We start from the raw sequence: 21,646 nt of genomic DNA, 5'->3' as shown, positions 1-21,646 counted from the left end.
TTCCGGCTGAACGTTACGCGGGTTTACGCGCCAGCATCGGCTTCAGGAAACGCGCCGTATGCGACTGTTTACATTCGGCGACCGTTTCCGGCGTACCGGATACCAGAATTTCACCGCCGCCGCTACCGCCCTCCGGCCCCAGGTCGACAATCCAGTCCGCCGTTTTAATCACATCCAGATTATGTTCGATGACCACAATGGTATTGCCCTGATCGCGTAGCTGGTGCAAAACCGCCAGCAACTGCTGAATATCGGCAAAGTGCAAACCGGTGGTGGGCTCATCCAGAATATACAGCGTCTGCCCGGTGCCCCGTTTCGACAGCTCGCGCGCCAGCTTCACGCGCTGCGCTTCGCCGCCGGACAACGTAGTCGCCGATTGCCCCAGACGAATATAGGACAGGCCGACATCGATCAGAGTTTGCAGCTTGCGCGCCAACGCCGGGATCGCATCAAAGAATTCGCGGGCTTCTTCGATGGTCATATCCAGCACTTCATGAATGCTCTTGCCTTTATATTTGATTTCCAGCGTTTCACGGTTATAGCGTTTACCCTTGCACTGATCGCACGGCACATAAATATCCGGCAGGAAGTGCATTTCGACTTTAAGCACCCCATCCCCCTGACAGGCTTCACAGCGCCCGCCGCGCACGTTAAAGCTGAAACGACCGGGGTTATAACCGCGGGTACGGGATTCCGGCACGCCGGCAAACAGTTCGCGAATCGGCGTAAAAATACCGGTATAGGTCGCCGGGTTGGAACGCGGCGTGCGGCCAATCGGGCTTTGGTCGATGTCGATCACCTTATCGAAATGCTCCAGGCCCTGGATCTCGCGATAGGCGGCCGGTTCGGCCAGCGTAGCGCCGTTAAGCTGGCGCTGCGCCAGCGGAAATAAGGTGTCGTTAATCAGCGTGGATTTACCCGACCCGGAGACGCCGGTGATACAGGTAAATAGCCCTACCGGTAGCGTCAACGTTACGTCTTTCAGGTTGTTGCCCTTCGCGCCAATCAGCTTCAGCACTTTGGTCGGATCGGCCGGCACGCGATGTTCAGGCACGTCAATCTTGCGTTTTCCGCTGAGGAACTGCCCGGTCAGCGATTCCGGCACCGCCATAATCTGCGCCATCGTCCCTTCGGCGACCACCTGGCCGCCGTGTACGCCCGCGCCGGGGCCGATATCAATCACGTGGTCGGCGGCACGAATCGCATCTTCATCATGCTCCACCACTATCACGGTGTTACCCAGATTGCGCAGATGAATTAGCGTTTCCAACAGGCGTTCGTTGTCACGCTGATGCAAACCGATAGAGGGTTCGTCCAGCACGTACATCACCCCGACCAGCCCGGCCCCAATCTGGCTTGCCAGACGAATACGCTGCGCTTCGCCGCCGGACAGCGTTTCCGCCGAACGCGACAGCGACAGATAATTCAACCCGACGTTGACCAGAAACTTCAGCCGATCGCCTATTTCCTTCAATACTTTCTCGGCAATTTTGGCCCGCTGACCACTGAGTTTCATATTCTGAAAGAAACCCATCGCGTGGCCGATGCTCATATCGGAAATCTCCGGCAACGTGGTCTGTTCGACAAACACGTGACGCGCGTCTTCACGCAAACGCGTGCCGCCGCAGCTGGCGCAGGGACGATTGCTGATAAATTTCGCCAGTTCTTCACGCACCGCACTGGATTCCGTCTCTTTGTAACGGCGCTCCATGTTATGCAGCACCCCTTCAAACGGGTGGCGGCGCACCGAGGTATCACCCCGATCGTTAATATATTTAAATTCGATGTTTTCCTTGCCTGAACCATACAGAATCAGTTTCTGCACGGATTCGTTCAGACTATCGAACGGCGCGTCGACATCAAACTTGTAGTGATCCGCGAGCGAGCGCAGCATCTGGAAATAGTAGAAGTTACGACGATCCCAACCGCGAATGGCGCCGCCGGCCAGAGACAGCTCCCCGTTCTGCACCACCCGGGCCGGATCGAAAAACTGCTGGACCCCAAGCCCGTCGCAGCTCGGGCAGGCGCCGGCCGGGTTATTGAACGAAAACATGCGCGGTTCCAGCTCGTGCATACTGTAGCCGCATATCGGGCAGGCGAAATTCGCCGAAAACAGCAATTCGGGCACGGTGGGGTCATCCATATCGGCCACCACCGCACTGCCGCCGGACAATTCCAGCGCCGTTTCAAACGATTCCGCCAGCCGCTGCGCCAGGTCGGCCCGCACCTTGAAACGGTCGACAACCACTTCAATGGTGTGTTTTTTCTGCAATTCCAGCTTGGGCGGATCGGAAAGATCGCACACTTCGCCGTCGATGCGCGCGCGGATGTACCCCTGCGTCGCCAGGTTTTCCAGCGTCTTGCTGTGCTCGCCCTTACGATCTTTCACAATCGGCGCCAACAGCATCAGCCGCTTGCCTTCCGGCTGCGACAGCACGTTATCCACCATCTGGCTGACCGTCTGGGCATCCAGCGGAACGTCATGTTCCGGGCAACGAGGCTCGCCGATGCGGGCAAACAGCAAACGCAGGTAATCATGAATTTCGGTGATCGTGCCGACGGTGGAACGCGGGTTGTGAGAGGTCGATTTCTGCTCAATGGAAATAGCGGGCGACAACCCTTCGATGTGATCGACGTCCGGCTTCTCCATCAGCGACAAAAACTGGCGCGCGTAGGCAGAGAGCGATTCAACGTAACGCCGTTGACCTTCGGCATATAAGGTGTCAAATGCCAATGATGATTTACCTGAACCGGATAATCCCGTGATCACTATCAGCTTGTCGCGTGGGATTATCAGATTGATATTCTTGAGATTATGAGTACGGGCACCACGAACTTCGATATTATCCATTCACACACTTCCCGGAATAAATACAGTTTTGCATCATCTCGCTGACGGAGACAACCGGTTCGAAACGTGCAAGTATGGCACAAAAAAAGCTGAATGGATATCCAGTATCAAGCGCAATCGTTGCAATCCTTACATTCATTTTTGATTCAGTCTCGCAGGTATGATAGATACTTTTATCATGCTAAAATCGATCGTTTATACTCTATATAAATTGATTCATCAGGAGAGACGAGCATGGCCAGCAGAGGCGTTAATAAAGTGATTCTTGTCGGAAATCTGGGGCAGGACCCGGAAGTTCGCTACATGCCGAATGGTGGTGCAGTCGCCAACATCACACTGGCCACGTCCGATAGCTGGCGTGATAAGCAAACCGGCGAGCAGAAAGAGAAAACCGAATGGCACCGCGTCGTGCTGTTCGGCAAGTTGGCCGAAGTCGCTGGCGAATACCTGCGCAAAGGTTCTCAGGTTTACATTGAAGGTTCGCTGCAAACCCGTAAATGGGCCGACCAGTCCGGCGTGGAACGTTACACCACCGAGGTGGTTGTCAACATTGGCGGCACCATGCAAATGCTGGGCGGCCGTCAAAACAGTGGCGCGCCGGCCGGAGGACAGCAATCCGGCGGATGGGGCCAACCCCAGCAACCGCAGCAGGGCGGCAACCAGTTCAGCGGCGGCGCGCAAGCTCAGCCTCAGCCTTCACGCCCGGCGCAGAATAACGCACCGGCAGCAAGCAACGAGCCGCCGATGGATTTCGACGACGACATTCCGTTTTAAGTGCGGAACTGTATCGTACATGTAATGTTTGATGGTTAAATACTTTTAAATCAAATAATTGCTTAAAAAGTTTACAGCGGATGCAACACGCCCTGTAAACTTTTTTTATGCTTATTTATGTTGCGGATTTAATGAATAAAGCGCCGCCAGATACGGCGCACCATTTTCAGCCTGGAGAGCGCCCGTCACTGCACGGTTGATAGCTGAGGCGGGAAATCAAGCGTGAAATCCGAGTAACCCGGCGCAACGCCGAAGGTGGACTCGCCATTGCGGCCGGCATATTTATCAAGTAGCGTCGAATAGGTGTAGAAATGCATCTTTCTGGTTGTAGTATCGAACTCGATAAATCGCAGCCATCCGGCGCCGCCGTTGGCGGATCCCGGCTTGCCATCCGCGCCGATGGTATTGCCCTGATAGTCCTGCACCAGTTGATAGACCGGGTAACCCGCATCATTGTTATCGGTGCGCAAATTCTGCCCTTGCGATACGCCTGTAACGGTGGGCGTCCAGTCGTGGCCGCTCAACAATAAAAATATCTGCTTGTTTTTGCGTATAAAAGTATCCCATACGCTATCCGGGGGAAGATGATCGGTGCCGGAGAAATACGCGTCATAGTCGTTGGAACGCGTTGTTTCCCCGGTAAAATTCGGGTCGAGCCATTCGTGCGTGGTGACAATGACGGGGAGTGTCGGATGGGTATCCAGTACGCGCTGCGCCCAAGCCAGATCCTCGCTTGTCGGTTCCATCTCCAGGGCCAGGTGAAGTACCTGCGCCGAGCCGGCATTGAATATCTGATAGCTGTTCATACCGTTATTGTAGGCGCCGCCATACCATGTCTTACCGGCGAAAAAGTGGGAGTCGGGGCCGAAATACATGTTCCAGACGCTGCCGCCCGCCAGTGGACGATTGGCGCCGGGACCGCCGTGGCTTTTGTACCAGGAGTAGTTGCCATAGTCGTGGTTGCCCGGCACCACGCTGAAAGGAATGCCGGCGTCGCTCAGCACCGACAGCGCCAGGTTGGCATAGTCCCATTCGGTGCGCGTATCCCAGAGCGTATATTGGCCGACCATACCGGTGCGAAAGCGGCCATCGCCGTGCTGCACCACATCGCCGACATGGGTGGCGAAGACCAGGTTCTTCTCTTTACGGGTATCGACCAGATACTGCATCTGCTGAACAAAAGTATTCACTCCACGCGGCTGCGGCAGCGTAACGTCGGTATAGTTCTGGGTATCGGAAATGACGGCTACGGTGAATTTTTCCGCATGAGCGGCCCCGCTACCTAACAATGCCACTACGCCACAGACGCGCAGTACGGTATGAAGTTGTCTGGAGAATTTCATCAAAACACTCCCGGATCATTAAGTGGATGGAAACGCGGGCAGTGCGGTACAAACAACGATATGTCATGATGAGCCTCTTACCCCGTTTTCGCGCGATCGCTGCAGGTTCAGGCATTCTCGATGGCAAGAGAATGTCTTGCCCGAACACCTATGCGAGCATAATGAGGCCGTATGAAGGCAATATGTCGTATTAATGACGAGAACGAGTAACGATATGCCGGGGGATCTCCTCCTAAACGCTCTTTCATCCGCATACTATTGGGTTGCTGGAGAGGCGCGCTGGTGAAGCCTCACACCGTAGCCGCCCTGCGTTCCCGCTCCTTTAGTAATTGACGATATCCGCTAATCACGTCGTGTTTACAACATCCCCGGCGGAAAAAGATCGGCTATTCCGATAGAAAAACTTTTTTACCTCTTTCTTCTTCCGCTTTATTTGATATGTTATATCATAACATTTTTAATCGGTAAGCAGACCACGATGACAAGTCTATACTCTCTCTCCGCGACAAAACGTGTACTGCTGGTATTAACGCTGCTGTCACTGCTGTGGTTACTGGTTGGCTGGGCGGTAATGCTGCCATGATCACATTGCGCGAACTCTCTTTCGGCTACAGAGGCCAACCCCCGCTGGGAACGCTGAGCGGTTGTTTTAATCAAGGATCGCTGACGGCGGTTATCGGTACTAACGGCAGCGGAAAATCGACCCTGCTGAAAACGCTGGCCGGCCTGCTGCCTGCGCTTTCCGGTTCCTTTCGCATTGCTGAAAGCGGAAAAAATGCGCTTGGCTATCTGCCGCAGCTCTCCGAATTTGATCGGCAATTTCCCGTCAGCGTTTGCGATCTGGTGCTGATGGGCTGTTTGCCCCACCGCGGCATACTACGCGGCATCAGCGCCGAATGGCGCAACCGGGCGATGCAGGCGCTGGAAGCGGTTGCCATGGCGGAATACGCCCATCAACACATCGGCAAACTATCCGGCGGACAATTACAGCGCATTCTGTTTGCTCGTCTGTTGCTCATGCAATCGCCGCTGATCCTGCTTGATGAACCCTTTACCGGTATTGATGCCCAAACGACCCGGACGCTGCTGAGGATCATCCGCCGGCTACATGCGGAAGGCCGCACGATCCTGGCGGTTCTGCACGATCTGGATGTGGTTGAAGAATATTTTCCGCAGGTACTGCAATTAGCCAACGGCGGCCACCGTTGGGGAGCGAGCCAGTCTATTTTGACCAACCGGCCGAAAGAGCGTGCCTTCCCGCCTCTGCGGAGCGTGGTCTCATGATGTTATTCGATTTAATCAGTACGCCGTTTGCCGAATTCGGCTTTATGCGCCGGGCGTTGATTGGCTGTTTTTCACTGACGTTAAGCGCGGCTCCGTTGGGATGTTTCCTGCTGCTGAGAAGAATGAGTCTGATCGGCGATGCGCTTTCCCATGCCGTATTGCCCGGCGTGGCGATCGGTTATCTGGTTTCCGGCATGTCGCTGCTGGCGATGGGGATCGGCGGATTTATCGCCGGGCTGGCGGTCGCGATGCTGTCCGGTCTGGTAAGCCGCCGGACGGAATTGAAAGAAGACGCCAGCTTCGCCGGTTTCTATCTGGGTTCGCTGGCGCTGGGCGTGACGCTGGTTTCGCTGCGCGGTTCCAGTATCGATTTGTTGCATGTGCTATTCGGCTCCATTCTGGCTATCGATCGATCCGCGCTGGTCGACATCGCCCTTATCGGCTCCTGCTCCCTTATCGTGCTCGCCGTCATTTATCGGGCGCTGGTTATCGAATCCTTCGATGTCACGTTTTTACGCATCGCATCAGGCCGCTATCGGGCGCTGATCCACGCGTTGTTTTTGTCATTGGTGGTGCTGAATCTGGTCGCCGGTTTTCAACTTCTGGGTACGTTGATGGCCGTTGGCATGATGATGCTGCCGGCCGCCTGCGCCCGTTTCTGGACCCAGCGGCTTCCCATCATGCTGGCGACGGCGATTGTCCTCGGCATGATAGCCAGCCTGATTGGGTTGATCTGGTCGTATTATGCCGACCTTCCCGCCGGCCCGGCCATTATTCTGACTATCACGCTATTTTTCTGTTTTTCGGTTTGTTTCGGTCAAAACGGCGGCATGTTACGCACGCGCCGCTGATTCGTCATTCATGGGTTTATGAGGGAAAAATGAAACGTTCAATACTCGCAATTGCATTATCCGGCCTGCTGCTCAGTCCGCTGGCCATGGCCAAAAACCTGGAAGTGGTCGCCAGCTTCTCCGTACTGGGCGATATGGTGAGCCATATCGGCGGCGATCGCGTCACGGTAACCGATCTGGTTGAGCCGAACGGCGACCCGCATGAATTCGAGCCGTCTCCCAAAGACAGCAAAACGCTGGTTAAAGCCGATGTCGTTTTCGTCAACGGATTGGGGTTGGAAGGATGGATGGATCGGCTGATTACCGCTTCCGGCTATCAGGGAAAGGTGATCACCGCCTCTGACGGGATTAAAACGCTACAGATGGAAGAGGACGGCAAAATCGAAACCGATCCCCATGCCTGGAACAATATAGGCAATGGAGTGATCTATGCGCGCAACATTGTAAATGCGTTAGCCGCCGTCGATCCGCAGAACGCCGACTACTTCCGCCAGCAGGGCGAGGCTTATATCCAGCAGCTACAGGAGCTGGATCGCTACGCGAAAAAAACCTTTGCCGATATTCCGCAGGAAAAACGCAAGGTGCTGACCAGCCATGACGCTTTCGGCTATTTCAGCCAGGCTTACGGCGTGAAATTTTTGTCGCCGGTGGGTTATTCCACCGAATCGGAAGCCAGCAGTAAAAAAGTGGCTTCGCTTATCAAGCAGATAAAAGAAGAGAAGATAAAAATCTACTTCATTGAAAACCAGACCGACTCCCGTCTGGTTAAACAGATCGCCAACGCCAGCGACGCCCAGCCCGGCGGAGAGTTGTATCCGGAATCATTAACCGATGCATCCGGCCCTGCCGCCACCTACACCGCGGCCTTTAAGCATAATGTCGACGCCATGGCCGCCAGTATGAAGTAACCGCAATGCGGCCAGCCCGGTTTCGGGCTGGCCGCCGCGCTACACCAGCGTCAAATTAAACGGCTGCGCATTAAGCTGGGCCTGAACCTCGGGCGGGAGCCCTGAGTCGGTGACGATATCCGACAAGTCGGATAGCGGCGTGACGCAAAATAATGAATAGGCGCCGTATTTACTGCTGTCAGCCAGCAAAACCCGGCGGCTGGCGTTCAGGCCGAGATCCTGCTTCACGCCGGCTTTTTCTTCCGTCGGCGTGGTAATCCCTTTTTCCAGACTCCACGAGTTGCAACTGATAAACGCAATATCCGGGTAAATACTGCGTAATAGGCGCCGGCCATGCTCGCCAATACACGATTGGCTACTGTCATCAATGCGGCCGCCGATGATCGTCACTTCAATCTGTTTGAACTCGGACAGAAACAGCGCGATTTGCAAATCGGCGGTGATTACCCGCAGCGGCAGGTGCGTCAGGTTACGCGCCAGTTCCAGCGTCGTCGTGCCCGCGTCCAGCACCACCGCGCTGCCCGGCTGTACCAGCGTCGCCGCATAGCGGGCGATAGCCTGCTTTTCCTGTAAGTTACGCTGAAGTTTTTCGTTGGTGGTCGGCTGGGCGGGAATAAATCGGTTAAGCGTGACGCCGCCGTGGGTGCGGCTGATCACGCCTTGTTCATCCAGTTTGATCAGATCGCGGCGAATCGTCGCCGGGGAAGCATCAATGACGGTAACAAGTTCATCCACCGTCACCAGATTATGGCTTTTCAGATAATCCATAATCTGATCAAGACGGCTTTGCCCCTTCATTTTATCTCCGCTCACGCGGAAAGCATCACTCAATGTTTGCCCCACGACGATATCCATTTATTTAACCAAGATGCCGATTAGCCATAGAAAATCATCCTAAAATTAAGCGAGTTGCATGGCCAACCGGATTGAGATCGCCATGCTCTCAGACTTCGCTTTTCCTGTCCAGGCAATATCAAACGCGGTGCCGTGATCGGCGGAGGTACGAATAAAAGGCAGCCCGGCGGTAATATTGACTCCATCATAGAAACCCAGCAGCTTCAACGGGATGTGGCCCTGATCGTGATACATCGCCACCACCATATCATATTGCCCTTCATACGCCTGTAGGTAGACGGTATCCGGCGGACAGGGGCCGTATACATCAATGCCTTTGCCTTTCATGACCTCAACCGCAGGCGATACGATCCTGATCTCCTCATCGCCGAACAAGCCGTTCTCCCCCGCATGCGGATTGACCCCGGCAACCGCAATACGCGGATGCGTATATCCGACCCGTTTAAGGAAAGTATCGGCCATCGCAATCACGGTTTCAACGCGTTCGCAGCTCAGCGTATCGAGAAACTTACGCAGCGCAATATGCGTCGATACGTGAATAACTTTCAGCTTATCGGTATACAGCACCATGGCGTAATCACGGCTATTGGTCAGCTTCGCCAGCAGTTCCGTGTGACCCGGATACATATGCCCGGCCAAGTGCAGCGCTTCTTTATTCAACGGCGCGGTGGCGATAGCGCTCACCTCTCCCGCCATCGCCAATTCAGTGGCGCGTTTTATACAGCGGTAAGCCAAATCCCCCGCCTGCGCCTGTACGCTCCCCGGTGTCAGCGTATCCGGTTTTTCCAGCGGTTCATCAATGATATTGATCATGCCGGGAGTAAACACCGCATCGGCAGGCTTCTCGATCACCTTTAGTTCAACAACAGGCACAATATTTAACGCCTGAATACGGCGCAGCGTTTGCACGCAGCCAACCACCACCGCAGGGGCGCCAGAGAGTTCTCCCTCAGCCAGCGATTTGATAATAATCTCCGGGCCAATGCCCGCCGGGTCACCCATCGTTACCGCAATAATTTTATTCACTGACCTTCTCCTCAATAAAACGCAAAACGTCCAGCAAAGTGGTTTCGTTACCAAATCCCCCCGCTTTAGTCATGACGGGAACGTCACCGAGCGAACTGTCCAGCAACCGCCCCCAAGGCACGCACGATGCAATTTGCCCCTTAATCTGAAAACCGCTGGCGCCCAGTGCGGTCGCCACGGCAATCGCAATGTCGCCGCCGGATAAATACAGCCCGCCCAGCAGGCGCCGGTTAATCCTGTCGCTGTTCAGCACAATGCTTCGGCTCAACTCCCCCAGAAAATGACTGATGGTTTCGCCCAACTGCTGCCGGTTCAGTTGATGCCGTTGACATAGCCGGACGATGTCAAACCGCTGACTGTCGCGGCAACAGGTGCGAATAATGCAGTGATGCCCGCTATCCAATGCCGTCAACGCGTCATGGCGCCATCGTTCCGTGGCGTCCGGCGCATCAACGGTGAATAACTCATTGATATTAATATTAATAATCGATACGTTTTTTCGTTGATTAACAAATTCAATCTGTTTTTGAGCGATATCGCTCATTGTTCCGATCACCGCCAGCAGCGGTTTAACCACAGGCTGCTGAGTGCCGGTTTGTTTTGCCAGCGCGTCACTCAGTCCTGCCGATCCCACCAGCAGAGGGGAGAAGGGTAAATTGCTGGCAGCATGCATGATTTTCTCCAGGTCACGCTGGTGCTCAGCATCCAGAACCACCAGGCGGATCCCTTGGTCGGACAGCTTCTGCAGATAACCGGCCAAACCCGCTTGACGCACATCGGCTAAGGAGACCTCCGCGACAGGAAGCCCGGTTTGCTCGGCCAGACGGGCGCTCACCGCGGCGGAAAGCACAGGCGTTTTGGGATCGCTGGCGAATTCCGTCTCGGTAAGCAGACGTCCGTTTACCCAAACCTGCCCGCCGCGGGTGATGCGCCCCAACGCCGGCGCCGCCGGCGCGATCAAAGCCATCGGACTCTGCGCGGCGAATAAAGCCGCGGCCGTTTCAGCCCCTAAGTTCCCCCGTAACGTAGAGTCTATCTTTTTGAACACCCAGCCTTTTCCTCCGGCGGCACGCCATGCTTCAATCGCCCCGGCGGTTCGCTGCGCGGCAATCTCAGCGCTAACCGCTCGACTATCGGTATTGATAACGACCGCGTTTCCCGGCAGGCCCGCAGACAGTTTGCCGACATCAAATATCACGCTGACCAGAGCGCCATTCAGAGACAGGCCGACGCCGGCATCATTTGCTCCCGTAAAATCATCCGCGACCACCAAGACCTGAATCGCTGACTGCTGCTCTTTCGGCATACCCCATCCCCGGTTATCAATTCGCTGATAATGATTATATTAAATCATAATTGATTATATGTGAGCAATCTCAAATTATTTAAAAGGAATTTAACCTATAAATTATCCCTACAATGCGGCATTTGATGGTTTTTATTGAGTGAATACGATCTTATTGATTGATAAAAATCACAACATATCGGGCCGTGATTCTGACGGAAAGACAAGGGGATAGCATGAACATCAATAGCACTATCATCAGCGGCTATCGGGCACTCCAAGATATTCGCCATCTCATGGCGGGAAAACAGCACGCCCTGTTTGTCACTGACGGAAATATCGTCGGCCTGCCCGATGTTCAGGCGCTGATCGAACAAGTGAAGCAGACGATTCCGCAGGTATTGCTGGTGGATAACGTTCCCGCCGAGCCCAGTCAACATGACGTGGCGGGAATATTGGCTCAGCTCACACAAACGCGCACCGATCTGGTCATCGGCGTCGGCGGCGGCAGCGTACTGGATGTGGCCAAACTCCTGTCGGTGCTGTGCGCGGGTGATGATACCGTCACGCTCGATACGCTGTTGGCCGGCGAAAAACCCACGCGACGCACGCTGTCGCTGTTAATTCCAACCACCGCGGGCACCGGCTCGGAAGCCACGCCTAACGCCATTCTGGCGATTCCGGAAAAGGAAACCAAAGTCGGCATTATTAGTCCCGTCATGCTGCCGGATTACGTCGCGCTGGCGCCGGAATTAACCACCAGCATGCCGCCGCATATTGCGGCCTCAACCGGTATCGACGCGTTATGCCATCTGATCGAGTGCTTCACCGCCACCATCGCCAACCCGGTCAGCGATAACTACGCGTTGATTGGCCTGAAGAAGCTGTTTGCCAATATTGAGACTTCCGTTCGCGAACCAGACAACCTGGAAGCGAAGCTGAATATGCTGTGGGCGTCTTACTACGGCGGCGCGGCGATTGCCCACTCCGGCACCCACCTGGTTCACGCCATGTCCTACCCGCTGGGCGGCAAATACCACATTCCCCATGGTGTGGCGAACGCCATTCTGCTCGCGCCCTGTATGCGTTTTGTACAGAACGCCGCACAGGAGAAATTTGCTCAAGCCTACGACCTGCTGCCGGAAGCAGACCTAACGCTCAGTTCAGCGCATAAGGCTCAGGCGCTGGTGACGTACTTCACCGACCTGGTGAAGCGGCTCAATCTGCCGGATACGTTGCAACAGCTCGGGGTGGAAAAGGCCCACCTGCCCTATCTGGTCGACGCCGCACTACAGGTTCAGCGTTTAATGAAAAACGTGCCGGCACAGGTGAGTGCCGATGACGTGCGCGAGATCTATCTGACGCTGTTTTAGTTTTCATTTTTGATGACGAATCAATGAGGAAAAATGATGAGTAAAAAGATTGCAGGTGTACTAACGGCGATTGTCACGCCTTTCGACAATCAGGGTGAATTCAATCCATCGGCTTTGCGCCATCAGGTGCAACGTCAGATGAAATATGGCAATGGGATCTTCTGCAACGGCACCAACGGTGAATTTTTCGTTTTGCATACCGACGAAAAAGTGGCGGTTACCGAAACCTGCGTGGACGAGGCCGCAGGCAACGTGCCGGTTGTCGGCCACATTGGCGAAATCTCAACCCGTGAAACCATCAAGCTGGGTAAACGCATCGCGGCGTTGGGCGTGGATGCGGTTTCGGTTATCACCCCCTATTTTGTGCCGCTGAAACAAGAAGAGCTTATCGCCCACTATCGCGCGGTGGCGGATGCCCTGACCGTGCCGGTCTTTCTCTACAACATCCCCGCGCGCACCGGCAACACGCTGGCGCCGGAAACCGTCCGTATCCTGGCGGATCATCCCAACATTATCGGTATTAAAGACAGCGCGGGCAGTTATGAAAGCCTGAGCGCCTACTTGCAGGCGGTGAAAGGGGTACAGGGCTTCGACGTACTGAACGGGCCGGACTCGCTCATCCATCAGGGATTCGTCGACGGCTGCTCGGCCTGCATTTCCGGGCTGGCCAACGTCGCCCCCGAGGCCGTTAGCCAGATCTGGCATCGCTTCCACGCCGGCGATATTGAAGGTTCGCGTCAGGCGCAGGAACAGGTAAGCGAACTGCGTAAGACGCTGTATGCCGTGGCGTTCTCCCCGGCGGCGGTGAAAAAAGCGCTGGTGCTGATGGGCGAGGATGTCGGCGTCAGCCGTTACCCCATCCAGTTCTCCGCACAGGATGAAGACAACATCAAAAAGATCGTTTCCCATTTCGTTAGCTAAGTTCATCGGCGGTACGGTCAAGCGCTGTACCGCTTATGTCAACACCAGATAGGTACATAGCAATGAAAGTTATTTCAACCTCACCTTCTTTCGCAAAATACGATCGGCAGCCTATTGCCGATCTTGAAAAACAGGGGCTTGACCTCGTGGCATTGCCCGCGGATGCGCCGTTAAACGCGCTGATTCCCCACCTGCAGGACGCCGTCGCCATGATTGTCGCGTTCACCGAAGTCAATGAGGCCTTACTGGCGCATGCGCCTCATCTTAAAATCGTCTGCAAGCACGGCGTTGGCGTGGATAACATTGATCTTATTGCGACAAAGAAAAGGAATATTTTTGTCACTAACGTACCGAATGCCAATAAACATGCAGTTGCGGATTTCGCATTTTCACTGTTATTAAACTGCGCCAGAAAAATATCCCAGGCAGAAAAACAAACCCGCGCAGGCCAATGGCCGCGAATATTCGCCACGGATGCTTATGGTAAAACATTAGGGATCGTCGGTCTGGGTAATATCGGCAAGCAGGTAGCGCTACGCGCGCAGGGATTTAATATGCGAGTGCTGGCCTATGACTTTTATCCGGATAGCGATTTTGCCGAAAAACATAATATTGAATTCGTCAGCCTGGATGAATTAACCCGACAGAGTGATTTTATTACGCTGCATACCCCGTTAACGGTAGAAACCCATCATCTTTTTGATGCGGACCGTATTGGCAAAATGAAAAAAAATGCTTATTTAATCAACGTATCCCGCGGGGGCGTCGTTGACGAACAGGCGCTTTATCATTCGTTGAGCAGCCAAAAAATATCTGGCGCGGCGGCGGATGTTTTTGAAGAGGAGCCGGTTAAAGATCATCCTTTATTCAGCCTGGATAACTTTATTCCCACCTCACATATTGCGGGTTATACCGACGGGGCAATCAATGCCATCGGCATACATTGCGTTGAGCAGATCATTAACCACGTCATTCATCATCAAAGGCCCCTAAATATCATGAATGATTTATAAATTCACCTGCACATATTGAGTGACTAGCGGAATAGATAACGTGAGAAATAGCTCAGTATAAAACACCCTACATTGTCTGATAGATAATACAACAGACAGGAAAATAAACATCATGAATAATCTTACCCCAAAAAAGACATCAATACGCTGGTGGATCGCCGCATTAATGTGGTTAGCCATTGCCATCAACTATATTGATAGAACGGTATTATCCGCTGCCGCTCCCCATCTCATCAGTGAGTTAACACTCACGCCGGAAATGATGGGTCTGATCATGGCTGCATTTTTCTGGTCGTATTCGCTGTTACAAATTCCCGCCGGTTGGTTTGCCGACCGCTTCGGGCAAAAAAAGGGGTTGGGACTGGCCGTCGCATGGTGGTCCATCGCAACATCGGCGATGGGGCTGGCCACCGGCTTTAAATCATTATTGGCTTTACGTATCGCGCTGGGCGTTGGCGAAGCAGCGGCCTATCCCAGCAACGCCGGTATCGCGGCAAAATGGTTTCCCGATCGTGAACGCGCAACGGTATCCGGCCTGTTTGACAGCGCGTCAAAATTCGGCGGCGCGGTAGCCATGCCGCTTATTGTATGGATGATTTATGTTTTCGACTGGCGCATTACCTTCCTGCTCATTGGGGGTATCGGGTTGATTTGGGTTATTGCCTGGTATTTTATCTACGCAGAAAACCCGGAAGATCATAAGAAAATAAGTAAAGAGGAAGTGGAATATATACGCAGCGGTCAGGTGCAGCGCCATAGCGCCGGCGAAAAACTGCCAATGAAATGGTATCAGTTGCTGCGTTACCGAAATATTTGGGCTATGTGCCTGGGCTTTTTCACCATTAACTATACTTCCTATTTTTTCATCACCTGGCTGCCTACCTATCTGGTGCAGGAAAAAGGGATGGATTTTATTCAAATGGGGATTATCGCGGCTCTACCTCTGTTATCTGGAATGATTATTGAAGTTATTGCCGGCTGGGCTTCCGATCGCGTCGTTCATAAAAAGCTGCTCTCGTTAACGGCGGCCCGTAAACTGTTTTTGACCATTGGGTTATTAATGGCTTTGTGTATTGGTTTTGCGCCATTTACCGACTCTGTCGTCGTGACGGTTATTTTATTATGCGTGGCGAAATGCGGCACAACGGTTGCGGCATCGCAAGTATGGGCATTGCCCGGTGATGTCGCGCCTAAAAATATGGTCTCCATTGTTGCGGGTTTACAAAATACCGTATCGAATATGGGCGGCGCCATCGGCCCGATAATTACCGGGGCAATTGTTGCCGCAACCGGATCGTTTACCTATGCGCTGGTATTCTCCGCCGCACTGGTTTGTCTGGGAATTGTTAATTATTTATTCCTGCTGGGTAAAGTGGAACCCATTAAAACCGACGAGCTTAATATTGGCGACACGCTCCCGGCCAGTCATCATTAATGGTCTTTACGCAAGGATAAAGGCACGCCCGGTTTCGGCGGCGCCCCGCAGTAATACCATATACCTTCGGCATCGTCTGCGGATCGGCGTATTCGCAGACGATGCCGATGACTCGTCTGGCTCAAGGTAACAGCCAATCCTTCTTGCTGCGCAAAGTCTGATGACGTCCGTAATACCGGCCGCCTCAACGCGTCTGCACAAATTCACGATATTTCGTCACCAGGTTGAGAAAATCCTCCAGGCCGCACAGCGACAGACTTTCTTCATCGTAGTAGCTCATGCCTTCTTCCATATCATCGACGATGAACTCCAACTGATTGGCCTGAATCATCACTTCCTCGGCATTCAGCGATAGCGTGTATTCGTGTCCGACTTTCCGCCACTCTCTTTCGCTTCCCGCCACCGTTCGGGCGGCTTCCTCCACCTCGTTCAATAGGGTCAATTGCCCTTTGACCTCTTCGTTAAACCAGTGTCCCACCGCCTCATGTCCCATCGACATTCGTACCATTACCTGACCGGTAATGTCCCGCAAGAATTCATAGTCCATGATGCCGTCCTCAGTGATATTGCTTGTCTTCAGTGTAATCGTCCTCCTGTCCTACCACAGTGATAGCTCGCATAATTGGAAGCAAAAAATTTCCGGAAGAAATTTTTGACGTCGCATCAGCGACGGCCCATTTGGGGCGGATAAAGCTCACGTAATTTTGATGCAGGAAGCAACGCAGCCGAACGATATCAGGTTATCCGGCGCGCGGAAAGATTGCGCCGGATTCCGCCTATTGATGCAGCGCTTTACCGCTGGCGGACAGCACCGCTTCGTGCATGGCTTCGCTGAGCGTCGGGTGGGCGAAAATCACATGACTGAGCGACGCTTCGGTCGCTTCAAGATGATGAGCGATACCGAATCCCTGAATCTGTTCGGTCACCTCCGGCCCCACCATATGCGCGCCGAGCAGTTCGCCGCTGTCTCGGTCGAAAATGGTTTTCACAAAGCCCAGCGCTTCCCCCATCGCCAGCGCCTTACCGTTGGCCCGATAGTCAAAACGGCCGACCGAAATCGCCCGGCCGCTGGCCCGCGCCGCCGCTTCGCTCAGGCCGAAACTGGCCACCTGCGGCCTGGAGTAGGTGCAGGCAGGGATCGCGCGCCTATCCAGCGGCTCGACTGCGTCTACGCCCGCCAGTTTCTCCACACAGATCACCGCCTCATGGCTGGCTTTATGCGCCAGACAGGGCGCCCCCGCGACATCGCCGATGGCATAGAGGCCAAAGACGTTGGTTCGGCACCACTCGTCGGTTTTGATGTACCCGCCTTCAATCTCAACGCCCAGCGCTTCCAGCCCCAGATCTTCATAGTTGGCCCGCACGCCGACGGCCAGCAATACCTGACTGACGTCAATAGCTTGCTGGTCGCCGTTCGCCAACTGAATGCGGCATCTGGCGCACTCGGCATCCGATTCGACCGCGGTCACGCTGGCCTTGGTCAGAATGGTGATGCCGCGCTGGCTAAACTGGCGGGCGACCAGCGCGGACACCTCGGCATCCTCCAGCGGCATAATGCGATCGGCAAGCTCCACCAGCGTCACCGCGCAGCCCAGATCGTTATACAGACTGGCGAACTCAACGCCGATGGCGCCGGTGCCGACAATCAGCAACGACGGCGGCACCGACTCCGGCACCAGCGCATTCATATAGTTCCAGATACGCTTGCCGTCCGGCGTGATGCCGGGCAGCCCCCGCGGCCGCGAGCCGGTAGCCAGAATAATATGATCGGCGCGGTAAGCGCGTGCTTCGCCCCCGGCGCTCACGCTGACCTCCCCTTTACCGGTCAGCGTCGCCGTGCCGGTAATCACCGTAACGCCATTTTTTTTCAACAGAGAAGCAATGCCGGCGGTCAGCCCGGCTGATACGCTGCGGCTGCGGGCGACCAGTTTGCCGATATCAAAATGCACCGCTTCCGCGCTGAATCCGAACTCATCCATATGCGCCAGCTGATGAGCCAGTTCAGCGCCGCGCAGCAGCGCTTTAGTCGGGATACAGCCCCAGTTGAGACACACGCCCCCCAAATGCTGTTTCTCCACCAGCGCGGTATTGAGCCCCAGCTGCGCCGCGCGGATGGCGGCGACATAGCCGCCCGGACCGCCGCCAATAACCAAAACGTCATAGTTATTTTTCATTTCCGCTCCTATACAAGCAACGTGGCGGGATTTTCCACCAGATGCTTGAGTTGGTTAAGAAACTCGGCGCCGCTGGCGCCATCGACCACCCGATGGTCGCAGGATAGCGTGACGCTCATCAATGTGCGCACCACCATCTGATCCTGTTCCGCCACCACACGGCGCTCGCCGGCGCCGATCGCCAGAATCGCGACCTGCGGCGGATTGATAATGGCGTCGAACTGGCGCACGCCGTGCATCCCAAGGTTGGAAATGCTGAACGTGCCGCCCTGGAACTCTTCCGGCTTCAGGGTTCCCGCTTTGGCCTTGGTCACCAGCGTCAACATTTCCCCGGCGATCTCGGTCAGCGTTTTGCGATTCGCCGCCCGCACAATCGGGGTGATCAGACCGGCGGGCAGCGCCACCGCGATCGAAATGTCCGCATCGTGGTACTGTTGGATCTCCTGACGATCCTGATCGAACAGCGCATTGACGCCGGGAACCTTAACCAGCGCCAGAGCGCAGGCTTTGATCAGCATATCGGTGACTGAGAGTTTGACCGCCGGCACAGCGGCATTGATCTCTTTACGCAACGCCAGCAGACGATCAAGCGCCAAATCCACTTGCAGACGGAAATGCGGCGCATTGCGTTTGGACTCCTGCAAGCGAGAGGCAATGGCCCGTCGCATGCCGCTCATGGCGGTAACTTCATACTCCGGCGTCGCCGTTTCTCCTTGCGCCGTATTCCCCGCCGCCGGAATAGCCAAATGTGCGGCCGCCTGTTCGACATCCGTCTGGCATACCCGGCCCCGGCTGCCGGTTGCCCGGCAATCGTGCAGATTAATACCCAGCCTGGCCGCCAGCCGGCGGGCGACCGGCGTCGCCGCCACCTGAGAGTCATCCTGGCGTGAGCCGGGTTGCCGCTGCGCGCGTACCTGCCGCTCCGGTGCTTTCACCTTGCCGCCATGCTGCACGATGGCCGCATCAATATCGGCTAGCGAAATGCGACCGTTCCGTCCACTGCCGGCCACCTTGCTCAGATCGATAGCGAGGTAGGTCGCCAGACGCCGCGCCCGCGGCGTCGCAAAACTATCCGCGCCGCCGTCGCCAAGCAGTTGCGACGGCACCTGATAAGCGGTGGACGTTGCCGCCGCGCTATGCGCTTTTTTAACCTCGGCGACCGGCGCTACCGCGACGGGCGGTGCCGGCGATGACGTTTGCGGCGGCGGTGTCACAGCCTGTGGCGACGATGAATTATCCGTGCCGCCGCTGCCTTGCAATTCGGCAACAAAACGATCGATATCATCGTCGCTGACATCGGCGTCAGCCGCCAGCGCCAGCGGCGCGCTAACCGGCACCGTCTCGCCCGGCTGCACCAGAATACGCCGCAACACGCCGGCAAAGGGTGCTTCCAGCACGTTGGTGATCTTGCTGGATTCAATCTCGCAAACCTCTTGCCCGGCAGTGAAACTGTCTCCCTCTTTAATCAGCCAGACATTAAGCGTTCCCTCTTCCATCGACAGTCCCCACTTAGGTACTTCGATTACCCGAATGGCGCTCATAGTCACTCCTCCATCACTTTACGAACGGCGGCCTTGATACGATCGACGCTGGGTATCCAGGCCTGCTCCAGCACGGTTGAGAAAGGAACCGGCGTATGAGGCGGCGTAACCATCGCAATCGGCGCTTTCAACTGATAGAACACTTCCGACGCAATCAGCGCGGCAACATCATGGGCGAAACCAAATCTGGCCGCCGACTCATCAACGATGACCACCCGGCCGGTAGCGGCAACGGACTCCAGGATCCCCTCTTCATCCAACGGAGAGACGGTGCGCGGATCGATAACCTCCGCCGAGATCCCCTCTTTCGCCAGTTGATCCGCCGCCTGATTGGCTTTATGCACCATCGCGGCCAGCGCAATAATTGTGACGTCCGTGCCTTCGCGGGTGTAATTGGCGACGCCGAACGGAATGGCATAAGCCTGTTCCGGCACCTCGCCTTTGGTGTCGTACAAGATTTTGTGTTCGCAGAACATCACCGGATCGTCGTCGCGGATGGACTGGATCAACAGGCCTTTGGCGTCATAGGGCGATGACGGGACCACCACTTTCAGACCGGGGGTCGACGCAAAAATGTTGTAGGGAGATTGCGAATGTTGAGCGGCGGCCGAATAGCCCGCGCCGATCATCCCGCGCACCACCAGCGGCGCCTTGGCCTTGCCGCCGAACATATAGCGGAATTTCGCCGCCTGGTTATACACCATGTCATGGCTGACGCCGAAAAAATCCATAAACATCAGTTCCGCCACCGGCCTTAAGCCAGTCAGCGCCGCCCCGGCGGCCATACCGATAATGGCGGATTCGGTAATCGGGGTATCAATCACCCGCGATGAACCAAACTGCGTCCACAATCCTTTGGTGACGCCGAATACCCCGCCCATCGCTTCGCCGCGGGAGCCGACTTCCACCGTGCCGGCCTGACCGCCGCATACGTCTTCACCAATCAGCACCACACGTTCATCCCGCTCCATTTCCTGCGCCAGCGCTTCTTTTATCGCTTCACGATACGTTTTGATTGCCATGGTCGTGCCCTCAGTAAGAGACATAAACGTCGGTAAGAACCTGTTCCACCGCCGGGAACGGCGCGGCGCGAGCTTTCAGTACCGCATCATCCACCAGCGCCTGCACGTCGTTATCGATGGCGGCCAGTTCGTCGGCGGAGATCCGCCCTTCCACACGCTTACTGAAGATTTGCAGGGGATCTTTTTCTTCGCGCAGGCGATCCACTTCGCCTTCCTGACGGTAAAGCATCGGGTCGCCTTCGAAATGTCCGTGCCAGCGGGTTGCCACCGCTTCAATGACGCTCGGCCCCCCGCCGCTGCGCGCACGCCGCACCGCCTGTTCCGCGGCTTCGTAAACGGCAAAAAAGTCCGAGCCGTCCACCTTTACCGCCGGCAGGCCGAAACCGCTGGCGCGGCCGGCGATATCCCGACCGCCTACCGCATAATCATGACCGGTGCCTTCACCAAACCCGTTGTTTTCGAATACGAAGATGGCGGGCAGTTGTAATACCACCGCCATATTGATGGCTTCAAAAACCAATCCCTGATTGGAGCCGCCATCCCCGGTAAAGGAGACGGCCACATCCGTCGTGTCCAGCGTTTTTGCCGTCAGCGCCGCGCCGATCACCAGCGGCGGCGCGCCGCCGACAATCGCATTGGCGCCGAGCATCCCCTTGGTCAGATCGGCGATATGCATCGAACCGCCTTTCCCGCGGCACAACCCGGTTTCCCTGCCGAAGATTTCCGCCATCATGCCGTGGATATCACAGCCTTTGGCGATGCAATGCCCGTGTCCGCGATGGGTGGAGCCGATATAGTCCCGATCGCTCAGGTTCTGGCAAACGCCGACAGCAATCGCTTCCTCACCGCTATACAGATGAATAAACCCCGGAATATCTCCGGTGGTATTTTCCTGATGCAGCCGTTCCTCAAAAACGCGTATCTCACGCATTTTGCGGTAGGCCTGCAATAACGCCTGCTTGCTTAAAGACATAGTATTGCCCTCACTTG

Annotated in this window: 18 protein-coding genes; 8 read left to right on the top strand and 10 right to left on the bottom strand. The window is 55.4% G+C overall.

Annotation, left to right across the window (positions count from 1 at the left end; all coding sequences use genetic code 11):
- Window positions 1-13 precede the first annotated feature (13 nt).
- On the bottom strand, window positions 14-2,851 hold the full coding sequence (uvrA, locus tag ACN28R_RS23495) for an excinuclease ABC subunit UvrA (protein WP_095835640.1): 2,838 nt from the start codon (window positions 2,849-2,851) through the stop codon (window positions 14-16).
- A 234-nt stretch (window positions 2,852-3,085) separates the two neighbouring features.
- Between uvrA and ssb1 the strand changes: the two genes are divergently transcribed.
- Complete coding sequence (ssb1, locus tag ACN28R_RS23490) at window positions 3,086-3,625, top strand: single-stranded DNA-binding protein SSB1 (protein ID WP_095835639.1); 540 nt, start codon at window positions 3,086-3,088, stop codon at window positions 3,623-3,625.
- 185 nt (window positions 3,626-3,810) lie between these two features.
- Here the strand turns inward: ssb1 and ACN28R_RS23485 are convergent, their stop codons facing one another.
- Window positions 3,811-4,968, bottom strand: a complete 1,158-nt coding sequence (locus ACN28R_RS23485; RefSeq protein WP_095835638.1) for a metallophosphoesterase — start codon at window positions 4,966-4,968, stop codon at window positions 3,811-3,813.
- Window positions 4,969-5,547: 579 nt separating this feature from the next.
- Here ACN28R_RS23485 and ACN28R_RS23480 point away from each other — a divergent pair.
- From ACN28R_RS23480 to ACN28R_RS23470, 3 genes are read left to right on the top strand one after another with little or no spacing between them, the layout of a single operon-like run.
- The gene (locus tag ACN28R_RS23480) at window positions 5,548-6,252 is read left to right on the top strand and encodes a metal ABC transporter ATP-binding protein (RefSeq protein ID WP_095835637.1); all 705 of its coding nucleotides are present in this window, start codon (window positions 5,548-5,550) and stop codon (window positions 6,250-6,252) included.
- Window positions 6,249-7,103 (top strand): metal ABC transporter permease, encoded by an 855-nt coding sequence (locus ACN28R_RS23475; RefSeq protein WP_095835636.1) that lies wholly within the window; start codon window positions 6,249-6,251, stop codon window positions 7,101-7,103. The genes ACN28R_RS23480 and ACN28R_RS23475 overlap by 4 nt, the downstream gene beginning before the upstream one ends.
- Window positions 7,104-7,132: 29 nt before the next feature.
- Complete coding sequence (locus ACN28R_RS23470; RefSeq protein ID WP_048637540.1) at window positions 7,133-8,011, top strand: metal ABC transporter substrate-binding protein; 879 nt, start codon at window positions 7,133-7,135, stop codon at window positions 8,009-8,011.
- 39 nt (window positions 8,012-8,050) lie between these two features.
- On the opposite strand, the gene ACN28R_RS23465 is transcribed toward ACN28R_RS23470, so the two are convergent.
- Genes ACN28R_RS23465 through dtnK form a run of 3 tightly spaced genes read right to left on the bottom strand, consistent with a single transcriptional unit; the run spans window position 8,051 to window position 11,198 of the window.
- The gene (locus ACN28R_RS23465) at window positions 8,051-8,866 is read right to left on the bottom strand and encodes a DeoR/GlpR family DNA-binding transcription regulator (protein WP_048637539.1); all 816 of its coding nucleotides are present in this window, start codon (window positions 8,864-8,866) and stop codon (window positions 8,051-8,053) included.
- 45 nt (window positions 8,867-8,911) lie between these two features.
- Window positions 8,912-9,868: a D-threonate 4-phosphate dehydrogenase gene (locus tag ACN28R_RS23460; protein ID WP_236840261.1), complete on the bottom strand. Its 957-nt coding sequence runs from the start codon at window positions 9,866-9,868 to the stop codon at window positions 8,912-8,914.
- Between the two features lie 16 nt (window positions 9,869-9,884).
- Window positions 9,885-11,198 (bottom strand): D-threonate kinase, encoded by a 1,314-nt coding sequence (dtnK, locus tag ACN28R_RS23455; RefSeq protein WP_095835634.1) that lies wholly within the window; start codon window positions 11,196-11,198, stop codon window positions 9,885-9,887.
- A gap of 215 nt (window positions 11,199-11,413) precedes the next feature.
- Here dtnK and ACN28R_RS23450 point away from each other — a divergent pair, with 215 nt between their 5' ends.
- From ACN28R_RS23450 to ACN28R_RS23435, 4 genes are all read left to right on the top strand, one after another.
- Entirely contained in the window at window positions 11,414-12,550 is a 1,137-nt protein-coding gene (locus tag ACN28R_RS23450) for an iron-containing alcohol dehydrogenase (protein ID WP_048637536.1), read from the top strand.
- Between the two features lie 36 nt (window positions 12,551-12,586).
- Window positions 12,587-13,471 carry a dihydrodipicolinate synthase family protein gene (locus tag ACN28R_RS23445; RefSeq protein WP_048637535.1) on the top strand — a complete coding sequence of 295 codons (885 nt, stop codon included), beginning with the start codon at window positions 12,587-12,589 and terminating at the stop codon, window positions 13,469-13,471.
- Window positions 13,472-13,533: 62 nt separating this feature from the next.
- Window positions 13,534-14,484: a phosphoglycerate dehydrogenase gene (locus ACN28R_RS23440; RefSeq protein WP_095835633.1), complete on the top strand. Its 951-nt coding sequence runs from the start codon at window positions 13,534-13,536 to the stop codon at window positions 14,482-14,484.
- A gap of 112 nt (window positions 14,485-14,596) precedes the next feature.
- Window positions 14,597-15,919 carry an MFS transporter gene (locus tag ACN28R_RS23435; RefSeq protein WP_082153026.1) on the top strand — a complete coding sequence of 441 codons (1,323 nt, stop codon included), beginning with the start codon at window positions 14,597-14,599 and terminating at the stop codon, window positions 15,917-15,919.
- Window positions 15,920-16,103: 184 nt separating this feature from the next.
- Here ACN28R_RS23435 and yacL read toward each other — a convergent pair whose 3' ends face one another.
- From yacL to ACN28R_RS23410, 5 genes are all read right to left on the bottom strand, one after another.
- The gene (gene yacL, locus ACN28R_RS23430; RefSeq protein ID WP_048637533.1) at window positions 16,104-16,466 is read right to left on the bottom strand and encodes a protein YacL; all 363 of its coding nucleotides are present in this window, start codon (window positions 16,464-16,466) and stop codon (window positions 16,104-16,106) included.
- Window positions 16,467-16,695: 229 nt separating this feature from the next.
- A complete protein-coding gene (gene lpdA, locus ACN28R_RS23425) occupies window positions 16,696-18,093 on the bottom strand; it encodes a dihydrolipoyl dehydrogenase (protein ID WP_095835632.1) in 1,398 nt (465 codons plus the stop codon).
- A gap of 8 nt (window positions 18,094-18,101) precedes the next feature.
- On the bottom strand, window positions 18,102-19,634 hold the full coding sequence (locus ACN28R_RS23420) for a 2-oxo acid dehydrogenase subunit E2 (RefSeq protein ID WP_095835631.1): 1,533 nt from the start codon (window positions 19,632-19,634) through the stop codon (window positions 18,102-18,104).
- Window positions 19,635-19,636: 2 nt separating this feature from the next.
- A complete protein-coding gene (locus tag ACN28R_RS23415; RefSeq protein ID WP_095835630.1) occupies window positions 19,637-20,656 on the bottom strand; it encodes an alpha-ketoacid dehydrogenase subunit beta in 1,020 nt (339 codons plus the stop codon).
- 10 nt (window positions 20,657-20,666) lie between these two features.
- Entirely contained in the window at window positions 20,667-21,629 is a 963-nt protein-coding gene (locus ACN28R_RS23410; RefSeq protein WP_095835629.1) for a thiamine pyrophosphate-dependent dehydrogenase E1 component subunit alpha, read from the bottom strand.
- Window positions 21,630-21,646 lie beyond the last annotated feature (17 nt).

The organism is Brenneria goodwinii, from assembly GCF_002291445.1.
GTDB lineage: Bacteria > Pseudomonadota > Gammaproteobacteria > Enterobacterales > Enterobacteriaceae > Brenneria > Brenneria goodwinii.
Note: the sequence above shows the minus strand (reverse complement) of the source record. Positions and strands in the feature narration are given on the sequence as shown.

Bases quoted from the DNA above. Each gene is read 5' to 3' on its own strand.
- ssb1 (WP_095835639.1), top strand. From the start codon at position 3,086: ATGGCCAGCAGAGGCGTTAATAAAGTGATTCTTGTCGGAAATCTGGGG.
- ACN28R_RS23415 (WP_095835630.1), bottom strand. From the start codon at position 20,656: ATGGCAATCAAAACGTATCGTGAAGCGATAAAAGAAGCGCTGGCGCAG.
- ACN28R_RS23475 (WP_095835636.1), top strand. From the start codon at position 6,249: ATGATGTTATTCGATTTAATCAGTACGCCGTTTGCCGAATTCGGCTTT.
- ACN28R_RS23410 (WP_095835629.1), bottom strand. From the start codon at position 21,629: ATGTCTTTAAGCAAGCAGGCGTTATTGCAGGCCTACCGCAAAATGCGT.
- ACN28R_RS23470 (WP_048637540.1), top strand. From the start codon at position 7,133: ATGAAACGTTCAATACTCGCAATTGCATTATCCGGCCTGCTGCTCAGT.
- ACN28R_RS23485 (WP_095835638.1), bottom strand. From the start codon at position 4,968: ATGAAATTCTCCAGACAACTTCATACCGTACTGCGCGTCTGTGGCGTA.
- ACN28R_RS23435 (WP_082153026.1), top strand. From the start codon at position 14,597: ATGAATAATCTTACCCCAAAAAAGACATCAATACGCTGGTGGATCGCC.
- dtnK (WP_095835634.1), bottom strand. From the start codon at position 11,198: ATGCCGAAAGAGCAGCAGTCAGCGATTCAGGTCTTGGTGGTCGCGGAT.
- lpdA (WP_095835632.1), bottom strand. From the start codon at position 18,093: ATGAAAAATAACTATGACGTTTTGGTTATTGGCGGCGGTCCGGGCGGC.
- ACN28R_RS23420 (WP_095835631.1), bottom strand. From the start codon at position 19,634: ATGAGCGCCATTCGGGTAATCGAAGTACCTAAGTGGGGACTGTCGATG.
- ACN28R_RS23450 (WP_048637536.1), top strand. From the start codon at position 11,414: ATGAACATCAATAGCACTATCATCAGCGGCTATCGGGCACTCCAAGAT.
- ACN28R_RS23480 (WP_095835637.1), top strand. From the start codon at position 5,548: ATGATCACATTGCGCGAACTCTCTTTCGGCTACAGAGGCCAACCCCCG.
- ACN28R_RS23440 (WP_095835633.1), top strand. From the start codon at position 13,534: ATGAAAGTTATTTCAACCTCACCTTCTTTCGCAAAATACGATCGGCAG.
- uvrA (WP_095835640.1), bottom strand. From the start codon at position 2,851: ATGGATAATATCGAAGTTCGTGGTGCCCGTACTCATAATCTCAAGAAT.
- yacL (WP_048637533.1), bottom strand. From the start codon at position 16,466: ATGGACTATGAATTCTTGCGGGACATTACCGGTCAGGTAATGGTACGA.
- ACN28R_RS23465 (WP_048637539.1), bottom strand. From the start codon at position 8,866: ATGGATATCGTCGTGGGGCAAACATTGAGTGATGCTTTCCGCGTGAGC.
- ACN28R_RS23460 (WP_236840261.1), bottom strand. From the start codon at position 9,868: ATGGGTGACCCGGCGGGCATTGGCCCGGAGATTATTATCAAATCGCTG.
- ACN28R_RS23445 (WP_048637535.1), top strand. From the start codon at position 12,587: ATGAGTAAAAAGATTGCAGGTGTACTAACGGCGATTGTCACGCCTTTC.